This is a genomic window from Actinopolyspora lacussalsi (assembly GCA_030803735.1).
Classification (GTDB): domain Bacteria; phylum Actinomycetota; class Actinomycetes; order Mycobacteriales; family Pseudonocardiaceae; genus Actinopolyspora; species Actinopolyspora lacussalsi.
Window position 1 is genome coordinate 2,565,826 of the sequence record JAURUC010000001.1, and the last position, 16,254, is coordinate 2,582,079.

Annotated in this window: 12 protein-coding genes, 1 tRNA gene, 1 pseudogene and 1 riboswitch; of the genes and pseudogenes, 3 read left to right on the forward strand and 11 right to left on the reverse strand. The window is 67.4% G+C overall.

All coding sequences use genetic code 11. The features are described from left to right. Positions 1-29 precede the first annotated feature (29 nt). Together J2S53_RS11410 and J2S53_RS11415 are read right to left on the reverse strand one after the other, a co-directional pair. Positions 30-1,520: an RDD family protein gene (locus J2S53_RS11410; RefSeq protein ID WP_456240948.1), complete on the reverse strand. Its 1,491-nt coding sequence runs from the start codon at positions 1,518-1,520 to the stop codon at positions 30-32. 213 nt (positions 1,521-1,733) lie between these two features. Next, positions 1,734-3,101 carry a cystathionine beta-synthase gene (locus J2S53_RS11415; RefSeq protein WP_456240949.1) on the reverse strand — a complete coding sequence of 456 codons (1,368 nt, stop codon included), beginning with the start codon at positions 3,099-3,101 and terminating at the stop codon, positions 1,734-1,736. Between the two features lie 361 nt (positions 3,102-3,462). Here J2S53_RS11415 and J2S53_RS11420 point away from each other — a divergent pair, with 361 nt between their 5' ends. Continuing rightward, on the forward strand, positions 3,463-4,377 hold the full coding sequence (locus J2S53_RS11420; protein ID WP_456240950.1) for an SGNH/GDSL hydrolase family protein: 915 nt from the start codon (positions 3,463-3,465) through the stop codon (positions 4,375-4,377). A gap of 478 nt (positions 4,378-4,855) precedes the next feature. Beyond that, complete coding sequence (locus tag J2S53_RS11425) at positions 4,856-6,076, forward strand: acetyl-CoA C-acetyltransferase (RefSeq protein ID WP_456240951.1); 1,221 nt, start codon at positions 4,856-4,858, stop codon at positions 6,074-6,076. A 270-nt stretch (positions 6,077-6,346) separates the two neighbouring features. Here J2S53_RS11425 and J2S53_RS11430 read toward each other — a convergent pair whose 3' ends face one another. Both J2S53_RS11430 and yidC read right to left on the reverse strand, forming a co-directional pair. Then, positions 6,347-7,150 carry a Bax inhibitor-1/YccA family protein gene (locus tag J2S53_RS11430; protein ID WP_456240952.1) on the reverse strand — a complete coding sequence of 268 codons (804 nt, stop codon included), beginning with the start codon at positions 7,148-7,150 and terminating at the stop codon, positions 6,347-6,349. Between the two features lie 141 nt (positions 7,151-7,291). Then, positions 7,292-8,575 carry a membrane protein insertase YidC gene (yidC, locus tag J2S53_RS11435; protein WP_456240953.1) on the reverse strand — a complete coding sequence of 428 codons (1,284 nt, stop codon included), beginning with the start codon at positions 8,573-8,575 and terminating at the stop codon, positions 7,292-7,294. Positions 8,576-9,040: 465 nt separating this feature from the next. Here yidC and J2S53_RS11440 point away from each other — a divergent pair, with 465 nt between their 5' ends. Continuing rightward, positions 9,041-9,640, forward strand: coding sequence for an NADPH-dependent FMN reductase (locus J2S53_RS11440; RefSeq protein WP_456240954.1), 600 nt, complete (start codon positions 9,041-9,043; stop codon positions 9,638-9,640). 79 nt (positions 9,641-9,719) lie between these two features. Here J2S53_RS11440 and J2S53_RS11445 read toward each other — a convergent pair whose 3' ends face one another. From J2S53_RS11445 to J2S53_RS11475, 7 genes and pseudogenes are all read right to left on the reverse strand, one after another. After that, positions 9,720-10,484, reverse strand: coding sequence for an ABC transporter ATP-binding protein (locus J2S53_RS11445; RefSeq protein WP_456240955.1), 765 nt, complete (start codon positions 10,482-10,484; stop codon positions 9,720-9,722). A 320-nt stretch (positions 10,485-10,804) separates the two neighbouring features. Further along, positions 10,805-11,842, reverse strand: a complete 1,038-nt coding sequence (locus tag J2S53_RS11450; RefSeq protein WP_092979629.1) for a FecCD family ABC transporter permease — start codon at positions 11,840-11,842, stop codon at positions 10,805-10,807. Beyond that, complete coding sequence (locus J2S53_RS11455; protein ID WP_456240956.1) at positions 11,839-12,867, reverse strand: ABC transporter substrate-binding protein; 1,029 nt, start codon at positions 12,865-12,867, stop codon at positions 11,839-11,841. Before J2S53_RS11455 ends, J2S53_RS11450 begins: the two co-directional genes overlap by 4 nt. A gap of 62 nt (positions 12,868-12,929) precedes the next feature. Continuing rightward, positions 12,930-13,123, reverse strand: a riboswitch (cobalamin riboswitch). 316 nt (positions 13,124-13,439) lie between these two features. Then, positions 13,440-13,513, reverse strand: a tRNA-Leu gene (locus J2S53_RS11460). 329 nt (positions 13,514-13,842) lie between these two features. Beyond that, positions 13,843-15,165 carry an NAD(P)/FAD-dependent oxidoreductase gene (locus J2S53_RS11465; protein ID WP_092979625.1) on the reverse strand — a complete coding sequence of 441 codons (1,323 nt, stop codon included), beginning with the start codon at positions 15,163-15,165 and terminating at the stop codon, positions 13,843-13,845. Positions 15,166-15,746: 581 nt separating this feature from the next. Beyond that, positions 15,747-15,842: pseudogene (locus tag J2S53_RS11470) on the reverse strand (uracil-DNA glycosylase); the annotation flags it as partial. Positions 15,843-15,879: 37 nt separating this feature from the next. Next, positions 15,880-16,179: a HigA family addiction module antitoxin gene (locus tag J2S53_RS11475; RefSeq protein ID WP_456240957.1), complete on the reverse strand. Its 300-nt coding sequence runs from the start codon at positions 16,177-16,179 to the stop codon at positions 15,880-15,882. Positions 16,180-16,254 lie beyond the last annotated feature (75 nt).

A 16,254-nucleotide genomic window follows, 5' to 3' on the forward strand; every position in this document is an offset into this window, starting at 1 on the left:
TCCGGCGGGGATCGGTGCCGACGTTCCACTCACCACTGCGGTGGCTGTCCGGGTGGCTGGGGCGGGTACCCACCGGGTGGCGGACCGTAGGGCTGGCCGGGCATGGGCTGTTGACCCTGCTGCGGGGGCCCTTGCTGGGGCGGGCCCTGCGGCGGCTGACCCGGTGCGGGCTGTTGACCGGGCATGGGTTGCCCCGGCATCGGCTGGCCGGGCATGGGCTGCTGGCCCGGCACAGGTTGACCGGGCATCGGCTGGCCGGGCATCGGCTGGCCGGGCTGCCCCGGATAGGGCTGGCCGTAGGGCTGGCCGTAGGGCTGGGCGTACTGCTGTCCGGGAGCCATGCCGGGTTGGCCGGGCATGCCGGGTTGGCCGCCGGGACCACCGGGTCCGGCCGGAGCGGCGGGGACGACGACCGTACCCATGATCTTGTCGGCCCAGGTCTGGTTCTTGGGATCCCAGAGCGGCGCCAGGAAACCGATGCCGAGCGGAAGGCTGTCGACGATGTGGCAGAGGTAGCGCAGGAAGGCGTAACCGAACCCGACCGGCCTGCCGGTTGTCTCGCTTATCAGCATGGTCTTGGCGAAGCCGCGGCCGAGGGACTGCCCGGTGGTGCCCTGCTTGTAACCGTAGTTCCAGACCAGGAAGCCGAGCAGTCCGAGCGAGGCGAGAAACATCAGTATGCCGCCGAAAAGAGCGGCACCACCGCCGCTCGTCCCGCCACTGGAAACGCTGCTGGCAGTGCCTCCGAGCACCATGGCCATGGCGATCGCGTAGATGATGCCGTAAACCACGCCGGGGGCGATGCCGTCGATGAGGTAGCTCTTCGCACGGTCGCCCCACTCCACCGGCGGTCCTACCGGGACGACCGCCCCGGACTGGTTGCCACCGGACGGCTGCCCCGGCTGCTGCGGTGGCGCGCCGAACGGCCCGGGCTGTCCCGGCGGTGGTGGCTGCTGTGCCGGGAACCCACCACTGGGTGTGCCGGGCATCCCCGGGTGACCACCGGGTTGCTGCCCGGGCATCTGCGGCGGCTGGCCGGGCATCGGCTGCTGCCCGGGGGTCTGCCCCGGCATGCCCTGCTGCCCGGGAGGTTGCCCGGGCATACCGGGTTGCCCCGGCATCTGGGGTGGTTGCGCACCCGGCGGCTGCGTCGCGAAACCACCGGACTGCTGTCCCCCCAGGCCGGGTTGTTCGTACATCGGCTGCGGCTGCTGCATGGACGGCGGAACGACCTGGGTGGTCCCGCCCTCCTGCTGTGGCTGCGGCTGCGGGGACTGTTCCATCTGTTGCATGGCCTGCGCGGGATTGACGACCTGCGTCGAATCCGCGCCGGAACTCCGATCGCCCTGTTGCCCGCTCTCCGGCTGCTCCGTCTCCTGCGGATTCATCCGCGAGGAGATCTTCTGTGTCGAGTCCGGGGTGGACGCGTCGGCCTCGGCGTTGCCGGACTGCTGCTCGAAGGACGAATCCGGCTGCCGCTCCTCCTGGTTACCACCTTCGGGTGATTGCGGAGAGCTCATCGGGTTTTCCTACCCCCTTGGGCGTGAACCTGGGCGTGTACGGGACCTACGGTATCCGACAGCACTCGGACGCAGGGGTCACCGTGTAACAGCACTTCGATATTCCCAGCACAGCACGTATCCGCCGAAAGCGGGTTGCCCGGGAGAACGAGGCGCTCCGAGCCGCGCGACCGGTCGTTTCCGATCCGGACAACCCGCCGGGAAGCACTCCGGTCAGCGCCCCGCGATGAAGGCGAGCACGTCCTGCCTGGTGACGACGCCGGCCGGTTTGCCGTCGACCAGCACCATCGCGCCGTCGGCGTTCTTGAGCGCCCGCATGGCCGAGTTGATGTCCTCACCGGCTCCGATCGTGGGCAGCCGCGGCGACATGTGGGTCTCGACCCGGTCGGCCAGGTTGGCCCTGCCCGCGAACAGCTCGTCCAGCAGGTCGCGCTCGTTGATCGCGCCCGCTACCTCGGCCGCCATGACCGGGGGCTCGGCCTTTACCACCGGCATCTGGGACACGCTGAACTCGCGAAGGATCGCCACAGCCTCGGCGACCGTCTCGTTCGGATGTACGTGCACCAGTTCGGGCATGGTGCCGTCCTTGCGCCGGAGGACGTCCCCGATCGAACCGCCACTGTGCCCCGGGGGGAGGAATCCGTAGGAGGCCATCCAGGAGTCGTTGAAGACCTTGGTGAGGTAACCGCGCCCGCTGTCGGGCAGCATCACCACGATCACGTCCTCGGGATCGACGCGTTCCGCCAGCCGCAGCGCCGCGACCACGGCCATGCCGCAGGAGCCGCCGACCAGCAGCGCCTCCTGCCGAGCCAGTTCCCTGGTCATCCGGAAGGAGTCCCCGTCGGAGACGGAGATGATCTCGTCGCAGATATCGCGGTCGTAGGTGTTCGGCCAGAAGTCCTCGCCGACGCCCTCGACCAGGTAGGGACGCCCGTGTCCGCCGGAGTAGACCGAGCCCTCGGGATCGGCACCGACGATGCGGACCCGCCCCTCCGAGACCTCCTTGAGGTAGTGCCCGATACCGGAGATCGTGCCACCGGTACCGATCCCCGCGACGAAGTGCGTCACGCTCCCCTCGGTCTGCTTCCAGATCTCCGGACCGGTCGAGTGGTAGTGCGACTCGGGATTGGCGGGATTGTCGTACTGGTTGGGTTTCCAGTAACCGTCCTGCGCCGCCAGCCGGTCGGAGACGCTGTAGTAGGAGTCCTCGTGCTCGGGTGGCACCGCGGTCGGGCACACGACGACCTCGGCACCGTAGGCCTCCAGGACGTTGCGCTTGTCCTCGCTGACCTTGTCCGGGCAGACGAACACGCAACGGTAGCCCTTGCGCTGGGCGATCATCGCCAGCCCGACACCGGTGTTGCCCGAGGTGGGCTCCACGATGGTGCCTCCCGGCGGGAGTTCCCCCGACTCCTCGGCGGCCTCGATCATGCGCTCGGCGATCCGGTCCTTGACGCTGCCGCCGGGATTGAAGTATTCGACTTTGACCAGCACCCGGGCGTTCCCGGGCTTTGTCAGTGAGTTCAGCCGCACCAACGGTGTGTCACCGACAAGATCGGCCACGTGCTCCACGTAGTCCACGGCGGTCCCTTCCTCGTATCAACCGTGTGCCGTGCGGCCGCGCCGCGGATCCGCACGAATTCTCCCGGGGCCAAAACTGCCCACCAGCAGTCTCCCCACCGGCCGCACCGCGCTCTCGGCGGGGTAGGTGATTCGCGAGCCGCGCGAACCCGTTGTTCAGGCGATTTTCACCCGTTCGCCCGCTCGGCGCTCATTAACCATTCGCTCGTGACGAACGATATTCGGGTTACGGAACCTTCTCCGGGTTCGGCAAGCCCGACCGGACGGGAACCGGGCTCCCCGGACATGCGACTGCACCCGAACGGAGTGACCATTCGGCAGAGCGGTGTCCGAGGCGTCCGCGAGAGTCGGGGAGGCAACGATGATCGCTGCGCGACTGCTGCGGTTGGCCGCCGTCGGCACCGCTTCCGTGGGCGGACTGTCCGGCGCGGCATACGGCCTGCTCAACGAACAGTCGAGATACGCCAGGCGGGTCATCGGCCCGCCCGGCAACGGCCCCCTGAACGCGGACGGCACGTACTGTCCCGAACATTTCGGTGGCGGAGCGGGGGCCGCGATACCGCCGCTGGAGTTCGCCGTGCTGGGTGATTCCTCGGCCGCCGGGCTCGGTGTCGAGGTGGCGACGGAGCTGCCCGGGGTACGGCTGGCGAGCGGGCTGTCCGAGGAACTGGAACTCCCGGTGCTGTTGCGCACGCACGCGGTCGTGGGCTCGACCACGAGGGGGTTGGAAGCGCAGATCGACGCGGTGCTCCGGCGACCGCCCCGGTTGGCGCTGGTGCTGATCGGCGCCAACGACGTGACCACCCGCATACCGGTGAGCGCGAGCACGGGACTGCTGGAGCAGGGGGTGGCCCGGTTGACCGAGGAGGGGGTGGCGGTGGTCGTGGGAACCTGTCCGGACCTCGGAGTGGTCCGCCCCATCCCGCAGCCGCTGCGTTCGGTCGTCCGCAGGAGGAGCCTCACCCTGGCGACCGAACAGCGGCGGGCGGTGGAACGTTCCGGAGGTCATGCCGTGCCGCTGGCCGACCTGCTCTCCCCCGAGTTCCTGACCCGGCCGGTGGAGCTGTTCGGACCGGACCGGTTCCACCCCTCCGCCGCCGGGTACGAGATGGCCGCCGAACTGCTGCTGCCGACACTGTGCGACGCGATCGGCGCCTGGGCCGGCGTGCCGGTGCCCAAGGCTCCGGCCCGTTCGGCGGCGGTCGAGGCCCGCAGACCGACCCGCCGATTCGTGGCCCGGTTGAACCTGCGATGGGGCCACCGAGCCGAGAACTGAGCTGGGAACTCGCCCGCTCATGAACCGCCCCGGCTCCGGAACGGCGCACAGGGTGTCCCGGAACGTGGTCGGTTCCCGTTCGGGCGGCGTCAATTTCTCGAGAAATCGCCGCGCCATCGACGCAGGCCGAGCCCCGACCACCCTCGCAACCGGCACCGCCGCGGGTTCTCACGGGTCGTCTCGCGAGGACAGCCTCGACGTGGCGTAGTAACTACTCGATGTCGAGGATCCCGCAGCGAGACGGCCCGTGAGGTTCCGCCACAGCACCACCCCGGCAAACCGCGCCGACATGACCTCGTCAGCTGTTTTCGGGTGATGTGCAGGCGTACCATCCAGTCGGTATGGCGTTGTTGTGAGCGCTGTCACCGCGCCAACATCGGGTAGGCCCCTAGGGTGAGCACATTCCACCGTGCGTGACTCGAACACGTCACGGGAATCGTTCCGAAACAGACACAGCGACCGCGAAGGAGTTCCCGCCATGACCGAAGCAGTCATCGTCGCGACCGCCCGCTCCCCCATCGGGCGCGCGGGCAAGGGATCACTACTGGACATGCGCCCGGACGATCTCTCGGCACAGATCGTGCGGGCCGCGCTGGACAAGGTCCCCGAACTCGATCCCGGCGAGATCGACGACCTGATGCTCGGCTGCGGACTGCCCGGCGGCGAGCAGGGCTACAACATGGGGCGCGTGGTCGCCACGCTGCTCGGCCACGACCACCTGCCCGGCACGACGATCACCCGCTACTGCTCGTCCAGCCTGCAGACGACCCGAATGGCCATGCACGCCATCAAGGCCGGCGAGGGTGACGTGTTCATCAGCGCGGGCGTGGAGGCGGTTTCCCGCTTCGCGAAGGGGAACTCGGATTCGCTGCCGGACACCGCCAACCCGGTGTTCGACCGGGCGCAGCAGCGCACCCAGCATGCCGCCGAGAACGGCGCCGCCGAGTGGGTGGACCCACGGGAGTTCGGCGAACTCCCCGACGTCTACATCCCGATGGGTCAGACGGCGGAGAACCTGGCGCTGGCCAAGGGCATCGGCAGGGACGAGATGGACGAGTTCGGGGTGCGTTCGCAGAACCTCGCGGAGAAGGCCACCGCGAACGGGTTCTGGTCCCGGGAGATCACTCCGGTCACCACGCCCTCCGGAGCGGTCGTGGACACCGACGACAGTCCGCGTGCCGGGGTGACCAAGGACGCGGTGTCGGGCCTCAAGCCGGTCTTCCGTCCCGACGGGCGGATCACGGCGGGCAACGCCTGCCCGCTCAACGACGGCGCGGCCGCGCTGGTGATCATGAGTGACCGCAAGGCGGAACAGCTCGGCCTGACCCCGCTGGCAAGGATCGTGTCCACCGGTGTGACGGCGCTCTCCCCGGAGATCATGGGGCTGGGCCCGGTGGAGGCATCCCGGCAGGCGCTCGGCCGGGCGGGCATGGGCATCGGCGACATGGACCTGGTCGAGATCAACGAGGCGTTCGCCGCCCAGGTGATCCCGTCCTACCAGGAGCTGGGAATCCCGTTGGACAAGCTCAACGTCAACGGTGGTGCCATCGCCGTGGGCCACCCGTTCGGCATGACCGGCGCGCGGATCACGACCACGCTGCTGAACTCGCTGCGGTACCACGACAAGCAGTTCGGGCTGGAAACGATGTGTGTCGGCGGTGGTCAGGGAATGGCCATGGTGCTGGAACGGCTCAGCTGACAACGGGTGGGCGCGGCTCGTCACGGGGCGAGCCGCTGCCACCGGGCCGTGCCTCGGAAACGGCTACCGGTGCCGTTCGCGACCGTGACCGGTGCCGTTCGCGACCATGAAAAGCGGCGCCCGTCCTCCGCAGCTGCGGAAGGGACGGGCGCCGCTTCGATTCCGCTGAGCTCCCCCGTGGTCGCGGGAGCTCCTGCCGGGCGGAACTCGCGGGCACGGCGCCGATCGCACCGAACGGGCACCCACGAGAACCGGACCGGCGAAGTACCGCTAGTCGCTCTGCAGGTAGGACAGCAGCCGCAGGATCTCCAGGTACAGCCACACCAGCGTGACCATCAGGCTGAACGCGATGTACCAGGCGAACCTGGCGTCCACACCGCTCTTGATGGCGCTGTCCGCCTGGTCGAAGTCCAGCAGGAACACGAACGCGGCGATACCGATGCACAGCAGGCTGAAGCCGATGGCGAGCGGACCGCCGTCGCTGCTGCGGATGCCGAGGCCACCCTCGACGAAGAAACCGGCGACCAGGTTGACCAGCATCAGCGTGAAGGCACCCGCCGCCGCGCCGATGACCCACTTGGTCAGCTTCGGGGTAACCCGGATCGCACCGGTCTTGTAGACCACCAGCATGGCCCCGAACACACCCATGGTGCCCGCGATGGCCTGCATGATGATGGCCGGGTTGTTCACCATCGTGGCGAACAGATGGCTCACCGCGCCGAGGAACACACCCTCGACGGCGGCGTAGGCGATGACCAGCGCCGGGCTCACCTTCTTCTTGAAGATGTTGACCAACGCCAGTACGAACCCGACGATCGCCGCCGGGAGCGCCAGTCCCCAGGAAGCGGCACCACCGATGATGTAGGTGGCCGCACCGGTACCGATCGTGATCGCCAGCGTGGTGGCCGTCTTGGTCACGATGTCGTCGATCGACAGCGGCCGTCCGGTCTGCTGCGGAGCGGTGGGGGCCTGCCCCTCGGTCCCGAAGGCACCGGCGGGCTGGCCGTAGTTGAAGTTCGCGTACCCCCCACCCTTGGGCAGGTTCTTGAACGCAGGGTTGCTGCTTGTGCGCAAGTCATCCTCCCGGGCGTGCGTGCGCCGTCACCCGTATTAACGGCCGGAAACCGTGATCGGTTCCCGGCCACGTAAAACGCACTTTACCCGCAATCGCGGCACTGATCCCAGTGCCTCACCTGTTTCGGGAACGTCACGGTTTCAGCGACGCTTCTTCTGGCTCCGCTGCGCCGGCGAATGCTTACCAGAGCCACCCGAACGACTCTTGGACTGCTGGCCCTTCTTGTTGCCCGAGCCACTCCCGGAACCGCCGGAGGACTTGCCGCCGTTCTCCGAGCCGCCGCCCGAGCCATCACCGGATTTGGCACCCGTGGCCGACTTCGCGTTCCCGGAGCCGGACTTGGAACCGGAGCCCGTCTTGGAACCGGAGCCCGTCTTGGAACCGGAGCCCGTCTTGGAACCGTTGGTCCGTTGTGACGTCTTCTTGGCCGCGGAACCACCGCCGGACTTGGAGCCGGAGCCCGCCTTGGAACCACCGCCGGACTTGGTGCCGTTCTCGGACGTGGTGTCGGGCGACTCCTCCTCCGACTCGTCCTCGTCGAGCTCCGCGACGGCCTTCCTGCCGCCGCGATCCGGCTTCTGTCCAGGCTTGGGGCGCGGGGCCTCCTTCTTGGCCGCGATCTCCTGCTCCTTCTGGCGCGCTTCCTCCCGGTCCACCTTGTTGGTGAGGAAGTGCTGCTGCCCCAGGGTCCAGACGTTGTTGGCGAGCCAGTAGAACAGCACCGCCAGCGGCAGGAACCAGCCGGAGACCAGGGCGCCGATCGGGGCGAGGTACATCATGACCTTGCCCATCATCGCGCTCTGCGGGTTGGCCATCGCCGCGTCGGACTGGCGCTTCATCGACATCCGCATCGTGAAGTAGGTGGCCACCGAAGCGACGATCATCAACGGGATGCCCACGATGATCATATCGGGGCGGGTGGTGTCGAACTGCTCCAACTGCTGCTCGGACTGGGTGATCCAGTTGGAGAGCTTGGCACCGAAGATGTCGGCGTTGACGAAGGACTGAACGCCCTCCCTGCCGAAGGCGAAGTTGCTGTCCTCAGTGGGGTCGAAACCACGCAGCACGTGGAACAGGCTCAGAAAGACCGGAATCTGCACGAGCGCCGGAAGGCAGCCACCGAGCGGGTTGACCCCCTGCTCGGACTGCATCTTCTGCATCTCCTGCGCCATCTTCTGGCGGTCGTTCTTGTACTTCTCCCGGATCTTCTGCATCTGCGGGGCGAACTTCTGCATCTTGCGCCCCGCGCGGATCTGGCTCAGCGCGGGCTTGAGCAGCAGCACGCGCAGGGTGAACACCAGGAAGAAGACGGAGAGTATCCAACTGATGCCCTGATCCGGGCCGAACACGGCGCCGAAGAGCTGATGCCAGACCCAGAGGAGCCACGACACCGGGTAGAGGATAAAGCCGAAGAATTGCTCCACTCGTTCACTCCTGGTCGTCGCCCGGCGCGCTCATCCGGGCTCTACCTGCACAGCCGCACTCCGACACGAACCGGAGGGTTCAACCCCGCCAGGGTGCCACGAGCGCATTCGATCAAGGTGGGCGGGACGGCCCGTAACCGGCCGACCGGCACGGATGCCGAGCTTCGGGGGCGATGCGAATCCGGGATCCCTAACCGGCCACCGCTCGGTTACTCGATCACTCGCGCCACACACCCACTCGGCGAACACGTTCGAACACGGCACGAACCGTGTCACGTTCCGGTTCCGGATTGTACGCGAAACGGACGGCCGCCAGTCTCCCCGATTCCGGTTCCCCGGCAACCGAATTCGAAAGTGTCCGACCGGGAACTTGACTTCGAGTTTGATCGAACTCCTAGTTTCGATCTCGACAGCGACACCCGGAGCGGCAGGCCCGCCACTTCCGGAAAGCGGGAAGGAAACGAAATGTCCAGCTACAGCACGATCGGCGACAACCTGCGCGTGGCAGTGATCATCGGCAGCGTCCGGGAGGGCCGCTTCGGACCGACGGTGGGTGACTGGATAGCCGCCGAGGCCGAACGCCACGGTGACTTCGAGGTCGACCTGGTGGATCTGGCCGAGGTGGAACTGCCGATCGACATGAGCGTGAGCTCAGCCTCCGACGCGGGGAGCTCGAAGACGTCACTGCACGAACGGCTCGACGCGGCCGACGCCTTCGTGGTGGTCTCGGCCGAGTACAACCGCAGTTTCCCGGCATCGTTGAAGAACGCGATCGACCACCACAAGTCCGAGTGGTACGCGAAGCCGGTCGGGCTGGTCTCCTACGGCGGGATCGCCGGCGGACTGCACGCCCTGGAGAACCTCAGGCAGGTGTTCGCCGAGGTCCGCGCCATGACCGTTCGGGACACGGTGAGCTTCCAGTGGGCCGGGCAGGCCTTCGACGAGGAGGGCTTTCCCAAGGACCGGGCGGGCAGCACGGCCGCGGCCAAGATGATGCTCGACGATCTGTCCTGGTGGGCCACCGCGCTCCGGGACGCGAAGGAGAAGCGTCCCTACCGGCGTTGACCGGGTGAGCGTGGCTCGGGGAGCTCTCCCCCGGCACCACGCGTCGGGAAACCCCAGCGGGGTGGCGGGGAAGCTCCGGTCAGTCCGGGAAGAAGCGGATGGCGGGGCGCCCGCCTGGGCCCTCGGCGTCCACCCGGGCACGAACGTTGTAGACCTCGGCGATCAGCTCCTCGGTCAGCACCCGCTCCGGGGAGCCCGCCGCCACGGCACGCCCCTCCGCCAGCACCAGCAGGTGATCGCAGAACATGGCCGCCAGGTTGAGGTCGTGCAGGGCGATGACGCTGGTCACCGGGATCCGGACCACCAGCGCCAACAGCTCCAGCTGGTGCTGGATGTCCAGGTGGTTGGTGGGCTCGTCGAGCAGCAGCTCCTTCGGCTGCTGTGCGAGTGCCCGCGCGATCTGGACCCGCTGGCGCTCCCCTCCCGAGAGGGTGTGCCAGGACCGCTCGACCTTGTCCTCCAGCCGGGTGTACTCCACGGCCGAGCGCACCGCGGCCTCGTCGTCGGCCGTGGCCCCCGCCCAGGCACGCCGGTGCGGAATGCGGCCGAGGCGGACGACGTCGAGCACGCTCATGTCGACCTCGGTGCCCGCGTGCTGTTCGACCACGGCCAGCCTGCGGGCGACGTTCTTGCGCCCGACCCGTTCGATCGGGGAGCCGTCGAGTCGGACCACACCCTCCGAGGCCGGGCGAACCCCGGACAGCAGCCGGAGCAGCGTCGACTTGCCCGAACCGTTGGGGCCGAGCAGCCCGACGGTGGCTCCCTCCTCCGGAGCGATGCTGACACCGTCGACTATCAGCCTCCCCCCGGCACGCCAGGAAACCTCCTCGGCCAGCAGACTCATGAACGTCGCTCCCTGCGATTCGTAACGGAACTTGCCTTGTCCGGTGGAGTGCCTTGTCCGGTCGGGTGCCGCGTTCGAGGTCGGTTTCCCAGCCACGTTTTGCCATTCATCGAGTTTTGTCCGTCTCACCGGTACCCCCGAGGTGACAGCGCCGAGCACCACGCCCGCCAACCGGCACCGCCGCGGGTTCTCCCGTGCGGCTCTCGCGAGGACGGCCCCGACGTTGTGTAGTAACTACCCGATGTCGGGGCACCCGCAGCGAGAGCCGTGCGAGAGGTTCCGCCAAGCGAGCTCCGCGAAAAACGGGTTGAGCACCTTCATCAGTGCACCTTGCGGCTGCGGTAGAGGATCACCACGAACGCGGGCACCCCGACCAGCGAGGTCATCACGCCGACCGGGATCTCCTGCGGGTCGAGCAGCGTCCGGGCGATCGTGTCGATCCACACCAGGAAGATCGCCCCGGCCAGCGCGGTGGTCGGCAACAGCCTGCGGTGGCCGGGGCCGACGATGGCACGCGCCGCGTGCGGCAGCACCAGCCCCACGAAACCGATGGCTCCGGAGGCACTGACCAGCGTGGCCGTGAGCAACGCGGTCACGACGAGCAGCAGCAACCGGGTGCGCGCCACCGGAACGCCGAGCGAGGCGGCCGCGTCCTGCCCGAAGGTGAACGCGTCCAGCGAACTCGACTTGGCGGTGCACACCACCAGCACGGCGAGCAGCGCGCCCAGGCACAGCCACACCTCGAACCAGCCGGTACCGCTCAACGAGCCGAGCAGCCAGAACAGCACGCTGCGCGTCTGCCGGGAGTCGGCGACCGACATCACGATGAACGAGGTCAGCGCCGAGAACAGCTGCATGGCCGCGACGCCGGAGAGGATCACGCGGTCGGCGGTGCCGCCGACGATGTGACTCAGCACCATCACCAGCGTGAACGAGACCAGTGATCCGAGGAACGCGCCGAGCGACAGCGAGAGCACTCCGCTGCCGATTCCCAGCACCACGACCAGCACGGCCCCGGTGGAGGCCCCGGAGGAGATCCCCAGCACGTAGGGGTCGGCCAGCGGGTTGCGCAGCAGGGACTGCATGACCACACCGCACAGTCCGAGCCCGGCGCCGCAGACCGCCGCCAGCATGGTTCGGGGCAGCCGGAGATCCCAGATGATCCCCTCGCGGATCAGCGAGAGTCCGGCGTCGCCGAGACCGAGGTGCTCGCCCACCACCGCCCACACGTTGGTCACCGCGATGTCGGCCGGACCGAACGTGATGGTGACGGCGATGGAGAGCGCGAGCAGCAGCAGACCGGCCAGCCAGAGAGCGGCGGCGGCACCCCCGCGGGACCGGGCCAGTAGGGCGCTCACTCGACGAGCCCGAACTCACGCAGCTTGGCCGCGACCCGTTCCACGCCGTTGACGGTCCGGATCGAGGGGTTCATGGCGGCGCCGCTGAGCCGGACGTAGCGGCCGTTGCGCACGGCGTCCATGTGCTTGGTGACCGGGTTGCTCTCCAGGAAATCGATCTTCTGGGCGGCTTCCTCGGCGGTCTGGCTCTCGCGGGTCAGGTCACCGATGACCAGCACGTCGGGATCGCGCTGGGCCACGGTCTCCCAGTTGATCTGCGGCCATTCCTTCTTCGTGTCGTCGAAGACGTTCTTGGCGCCGATCTCCTCGGTGATGATGCCGGGCGCGCCGCAGCAGCCCGCCATGTAGGGCGACTCCTTGTTGGCGAACCAGTAGAGCATGCTCACACCGGAGGCGTCGATGTCGGAGGAGGCCTCGCCCAGCCTGCCGCGCAGCTCCTCGACGAGCTCGTCACCGCGCTTTTCGACGTCGAAGACCCGCGCGAGCTCCTCGATCTCCCGGTAGATGGTGCTCATCTCCAGCGGCTCGCTGCGCGCGCCGTCGCCGTCACCCTCGTTGTTCTTGACGCAATCGGCCGGGGAGAGATAGGTGGGCACGCCCATCTTCGCGAAGCCGTCCCGGGAGGAGACCTCCTGGAAGGTGCTCTCGAAGGACGCGGAGACGAAGTCCGGTTCCTCGGCCAGCACCCGCTCGTAGGAGGGGGCGTTGTCGGCGAGCCTGGGAACCTTCGAGTTGGCTTCCCGCAGGTCCTTCAGCACCGGGTCGGTCCAGGTGGCGGTGCCGACCATTCGATCGGCGAGACCGAGCGAGAGCAGGATCTCGGTCGAGCCCTGGTTCAGCGAGACCGTGCGTTCCGGCGGGGCCTCGACGGCGATCTCCCTGCCGCAGTTCTCGATTGTCCTGGGGTATCCGGCGGCGCTGTCCTGGCCGGATGTTTCCGCACCGCTGCCGCCGCAGGCGGTCAGCACGCCGAGGCCGAGCGGAAGCAGGCAGGTCAGGGATAAGACACGGGACGATCTCTTCATGAGTCCTTCTCCGTCGGGGGCTTTGATACGCGAAGCCCTGCGGGCGGTTTCCGTGCGTCGCGGGGGCGACGCCACAGCCAGCAGGTTTTCGGGCTCGAGATCCTCCGCCCGGAGCGCCTTCCCGAGAGCTCGTCTCAGTGGCCGATACTCCGCGCGTCCCTCTCACCGCTGCGCGTCAGCTCCGGATTCACACCGGATTCCCTGCGCCGCCCGGCGACACTGCCCGGACGGGTTGACTGGCGAGGAAGAACCTAACAATTCCGGTGAGCGCGACTCCGCTCGGTGTGGGCGGCGCAGCGTCGTCGGACGAACACAGCAGCGACAGGAGACGCCGCTCACAGCCGGTTCGACGCCCGGGGATCCGAGGCGGGACCGTCCACGTCGCGATGTTCGACAAGGAAGCGACGAAAGAGGACAGTGGAAGAGGATCGACAAACGTCGTGTCCACGACCTCACGTAGGAACGATCTCGCCGAAAGTCGTCTCGACAGCGGTACAACGACTCCGGAATGGACACACCGGGCCATCCCGCTGGGCTTCATGATCTACACATGTTGTGCCCAGGGTTTTCGGTGCCCCCGGTCGGACTCGAACCGACACTACGACGATTTTAAGTCGTCCGCCTCTGCCGATTGGGCTACGGGGGCGCGTCCTCGGCTCGTCACCGACACGCCTTCGGTAACCGACCCACAGTGGGCCCCTTGTTAAGACGTGCCAATGCTGCCGTTGGTTCCAGAAGAAACGAAACCGCCATCTGGAGCAAACCCGATCACAGCGTGTAAAAAACATCAACACTGACGCGCCACGCGCACCATCATAGCCACCCATACAGGTGACACTTTTCGGGTAATGCTTGTTAACAGGTCACAGAAAGTCAAGAGAGCGGGGGATCACACACAACGGGCCGTGCGCCGGTTTCCCGACGCACGGCCCGTTGCCGATCGTGTGATCACCGACCGAGGAGCCCGGAACGGGCTCAACTGGAAGCCGCACGCTTGAAATCGGAACGGGGGTTCTGGATCTGGCCCATCGAGACGACCTCGCGACGGAACAGGAACGCCAGCGTCCAGTCGATGACGATCCGCGCCTTGCGGTTGAAGGTCGGCATCTTGCTCACGTGGTAGGTGCGGTGCATGAACCAGGCCACGAAGCCCTTGGCCTTGAAGCCGTAGACGTCGGCCACACCCTTGTAGAGCCCCAGCCCCGCGACGGACCCCGCGTTGCGGTGGAAGTACGCCGCGGTCTTGCGGCCACGCAGCGAGGAGATGAGGTTCTTCGCCAGCTGGTTGGCCTGCCGAACGGCGTGCTGCGCCGAGGGGGCGCAGGTGGCGTTGGGGTCCTCCTCCGCCTTGGACAGGTCCGGCACGGCCGAGCAGTCGCCCGCGACCCAGACGTCGGGATGTCCCTCGACGCGCAGGTGCGAGGTGGCCTTGATCCTGCCGCGCTCGTCCAGCGGGAGGTCGGTGTTCTTCAGCACCGGGTTGGCCTTCACCCCGGCGTTCCATACCAGGGTGTCGGTGTCGAACTCGGTACCGTCCGAGAGCACGGCGTGGCCGTTCTCCACCGACTTGAGGAAGGTGTTCAGGTAGACCTTGATGTCGCGTTCCTCGAGGGCCTTGACGGTGTAGACGCCCATCTTCTCGCTGACCTCGGGCATGATCCGCCCGGCGGCCTCGATCAGCGACCAGCTCATGTCGTCGCGTGAGATGGACTCGTAGTAGCGGGTGGCGTACCTGGCCATGTCCTCCAACTCGGCCAGCGCCTCGGTACCCGCGTACCCCCCACCGACGAAGGTGAAATTCAGCAGGCGCTTGCGCAGCTCCGGATCGGTGGTGTTGGCGGCGGCGTCCATCTTCGCGAGCACGTGGTTGCGCAGATAGATCGCTTCGCCCACGGTCTTGAGACCAATACCTTGTTCGGGCAGCCCCGGGATCGGCAGCAGGCGCGAGACGGACCCGAGTGCGACAACGAGCACGTCGTAGCCCAGGTCACTGGCGATGCCCTCGGCATCTTCCACCGTGACCGATCGCTTCTCGTGGTTGACCTCCGTGACACGCGCGGTGAGAACGTGACACCGCTTCAACACTCGTCGCAACGGCGCTACCACGTGACGGGGCTCAACGTTGCCCGCCGCCGCTTCCGGGAGGAAGGGCTGGTAGGTCATATGCGGCTGAGGGTCGACGACCGTCACCGAAGCCTCACGGCGGCCGAGCTTGGACTGCAGGCGCAACGCGGTGTACATACCGACGTAGCCGCCGCCGAGGATGAGAATCCGGGTGGGATCGGATTTACCAGCCATGCCTCTATGGTCACACCAATACGCGATGGGCCGCCCCGGCGGCCCCCTCAAATGTGACACCGCTCGCGGGTGTTCCTGATCACAAAAACAGCCCGTGTGCGGGTGTGAACGTTGCGTCCACCGAAATCACGGTACGCAATCGTTGTGTGCTCCGCTCGCGCACGATGCGCGCCCTCTGGAGAAAACCGGGATCACCGGGAGGGAACGAGCACGAGCGGCGTGTTCGACGCTCGCCTACGACACCGCGAGCACCGAGTGAAAACGATCTCGAATCATCCCCGCCCACCATACCGGAGATTCGGATCCACGAGCACGGAACCACGGAATCGAGGTTCCCGTCACACGCTCCCCCATCGCACCGATCACGGGGCAGCGAGCGCAGCGCACCAATCGCGGGCGCAGCGATCACGGCGCGCCCACCCACTGAAACCAGGCGCGAAATCGACACCCCCACGGCACCGGAGCCGCCGAGCGCGGCACTTCACCGGGTCGCCAGGTCGTACACGGACCCGGCGATTTCGCGAGAAATCGACGCCGTTCCGAGATCGCCGCCTCGCAGGCACCGCCCCGGCCGGAAAACCTCACTCCCCCAGGCCTGCGGAGTCCTTGGCCTCGGTGAGCACCGCACGCAGCATCTCCGGCGTCAGCCTGCCGGTGAAGGTGTTCTGCCGGCTGAGTTCGGGCATCGGGCAGCCATCAGGACTCGGCGTGGCGTCAGGCTCCCAACGGGTGGATCCGATCCAACGAATCGGCCAGGTTGTCCTTCTCCCGTTCGAGGTCGTAGCGAGACTGCAGGTTCAGCCAGAACCGCTCGGACGTCCCGAAAAACCGCGCCAGCCGTAGTGCGGTGTCAGCGGAGATCCCGCGCGCGCCGTGCACGATCTCGTTGATACGACGCGGCGGAACACCGATCGCGACGGCCACTCGATATTGGGTGACGCCGAGCGGCTCCAAGTACTCCTCGGCCAGGACTTCCCCGGGATGAACCGGAGGCATGACGCACTCGTCGGACATCCTCAGCTCCCTTCAGTGGTAGTCCACGATCTCGACGTTCTCGGGCCCGGCTGATGTCCACTCACGGCAAGCGTT

Bases quoted from the DNA above. Each gene is read 5' to 3' on its own strand.
- J2S53_RS11410 (WP_456240948.1), bottom strand. From the start codon at position 1,520: ATGAGCTCTCCGCAATCACCCGAAGGTGGTAACCAGGAGGAGCGGCAG.
- J2S53_RS11420 (WP_456240950.1), top strand. From the start codon at position 3,463: ATGATCGCTGCGCGACTGCTGCGGTTGGCCGCCGTCGGCACCGCTTCC.
- J2S53_RS11425 (WP_456240951.1), top strand. From the start codon at position 4,856: ATGACCGAAGCAGTCATCGTCGCGACCGCCCGCTCCCCCATCGGGCGC.
- J2S53_RS11440 (WP_456240954.1), top strand. From the start codon at position 9,041: ATGTCCAGCTACAGCACGATCGGCGACAACCTGCGCGTGGCAGTGATC.
- J2S53_RS11445 (WP_456240955.1), bottom strand. From the start codon at position 10,484: ATGAGTCTGCTGGCCGAGGAGGTTTCCTGGCGTGCCGGGGGGAGGCTG.
- J2S53_RS11455 (WP_456240956.1), bottom strand. From the start codon at position 12,867: ATGAAGAGATCGTCCCGTGTCTTATCCCTGACCTGCCTGCTTCCGCTC.
- J2S53_RS11465 (WP_092979625.1), bottom strand. From the start codon at position 15,165: ATGGCTGGTAAATCCGATCCCACCCGGATTCTCATCCTCGGCGGCGGC.
- J2S53_RS11475 (WP_456240957.1), bottom strand. From the start codon at position 16,179: ATGTCCGACGAGTGCGTCATGCCTCCGGTTCATCCCGGGGAAGTCCTG.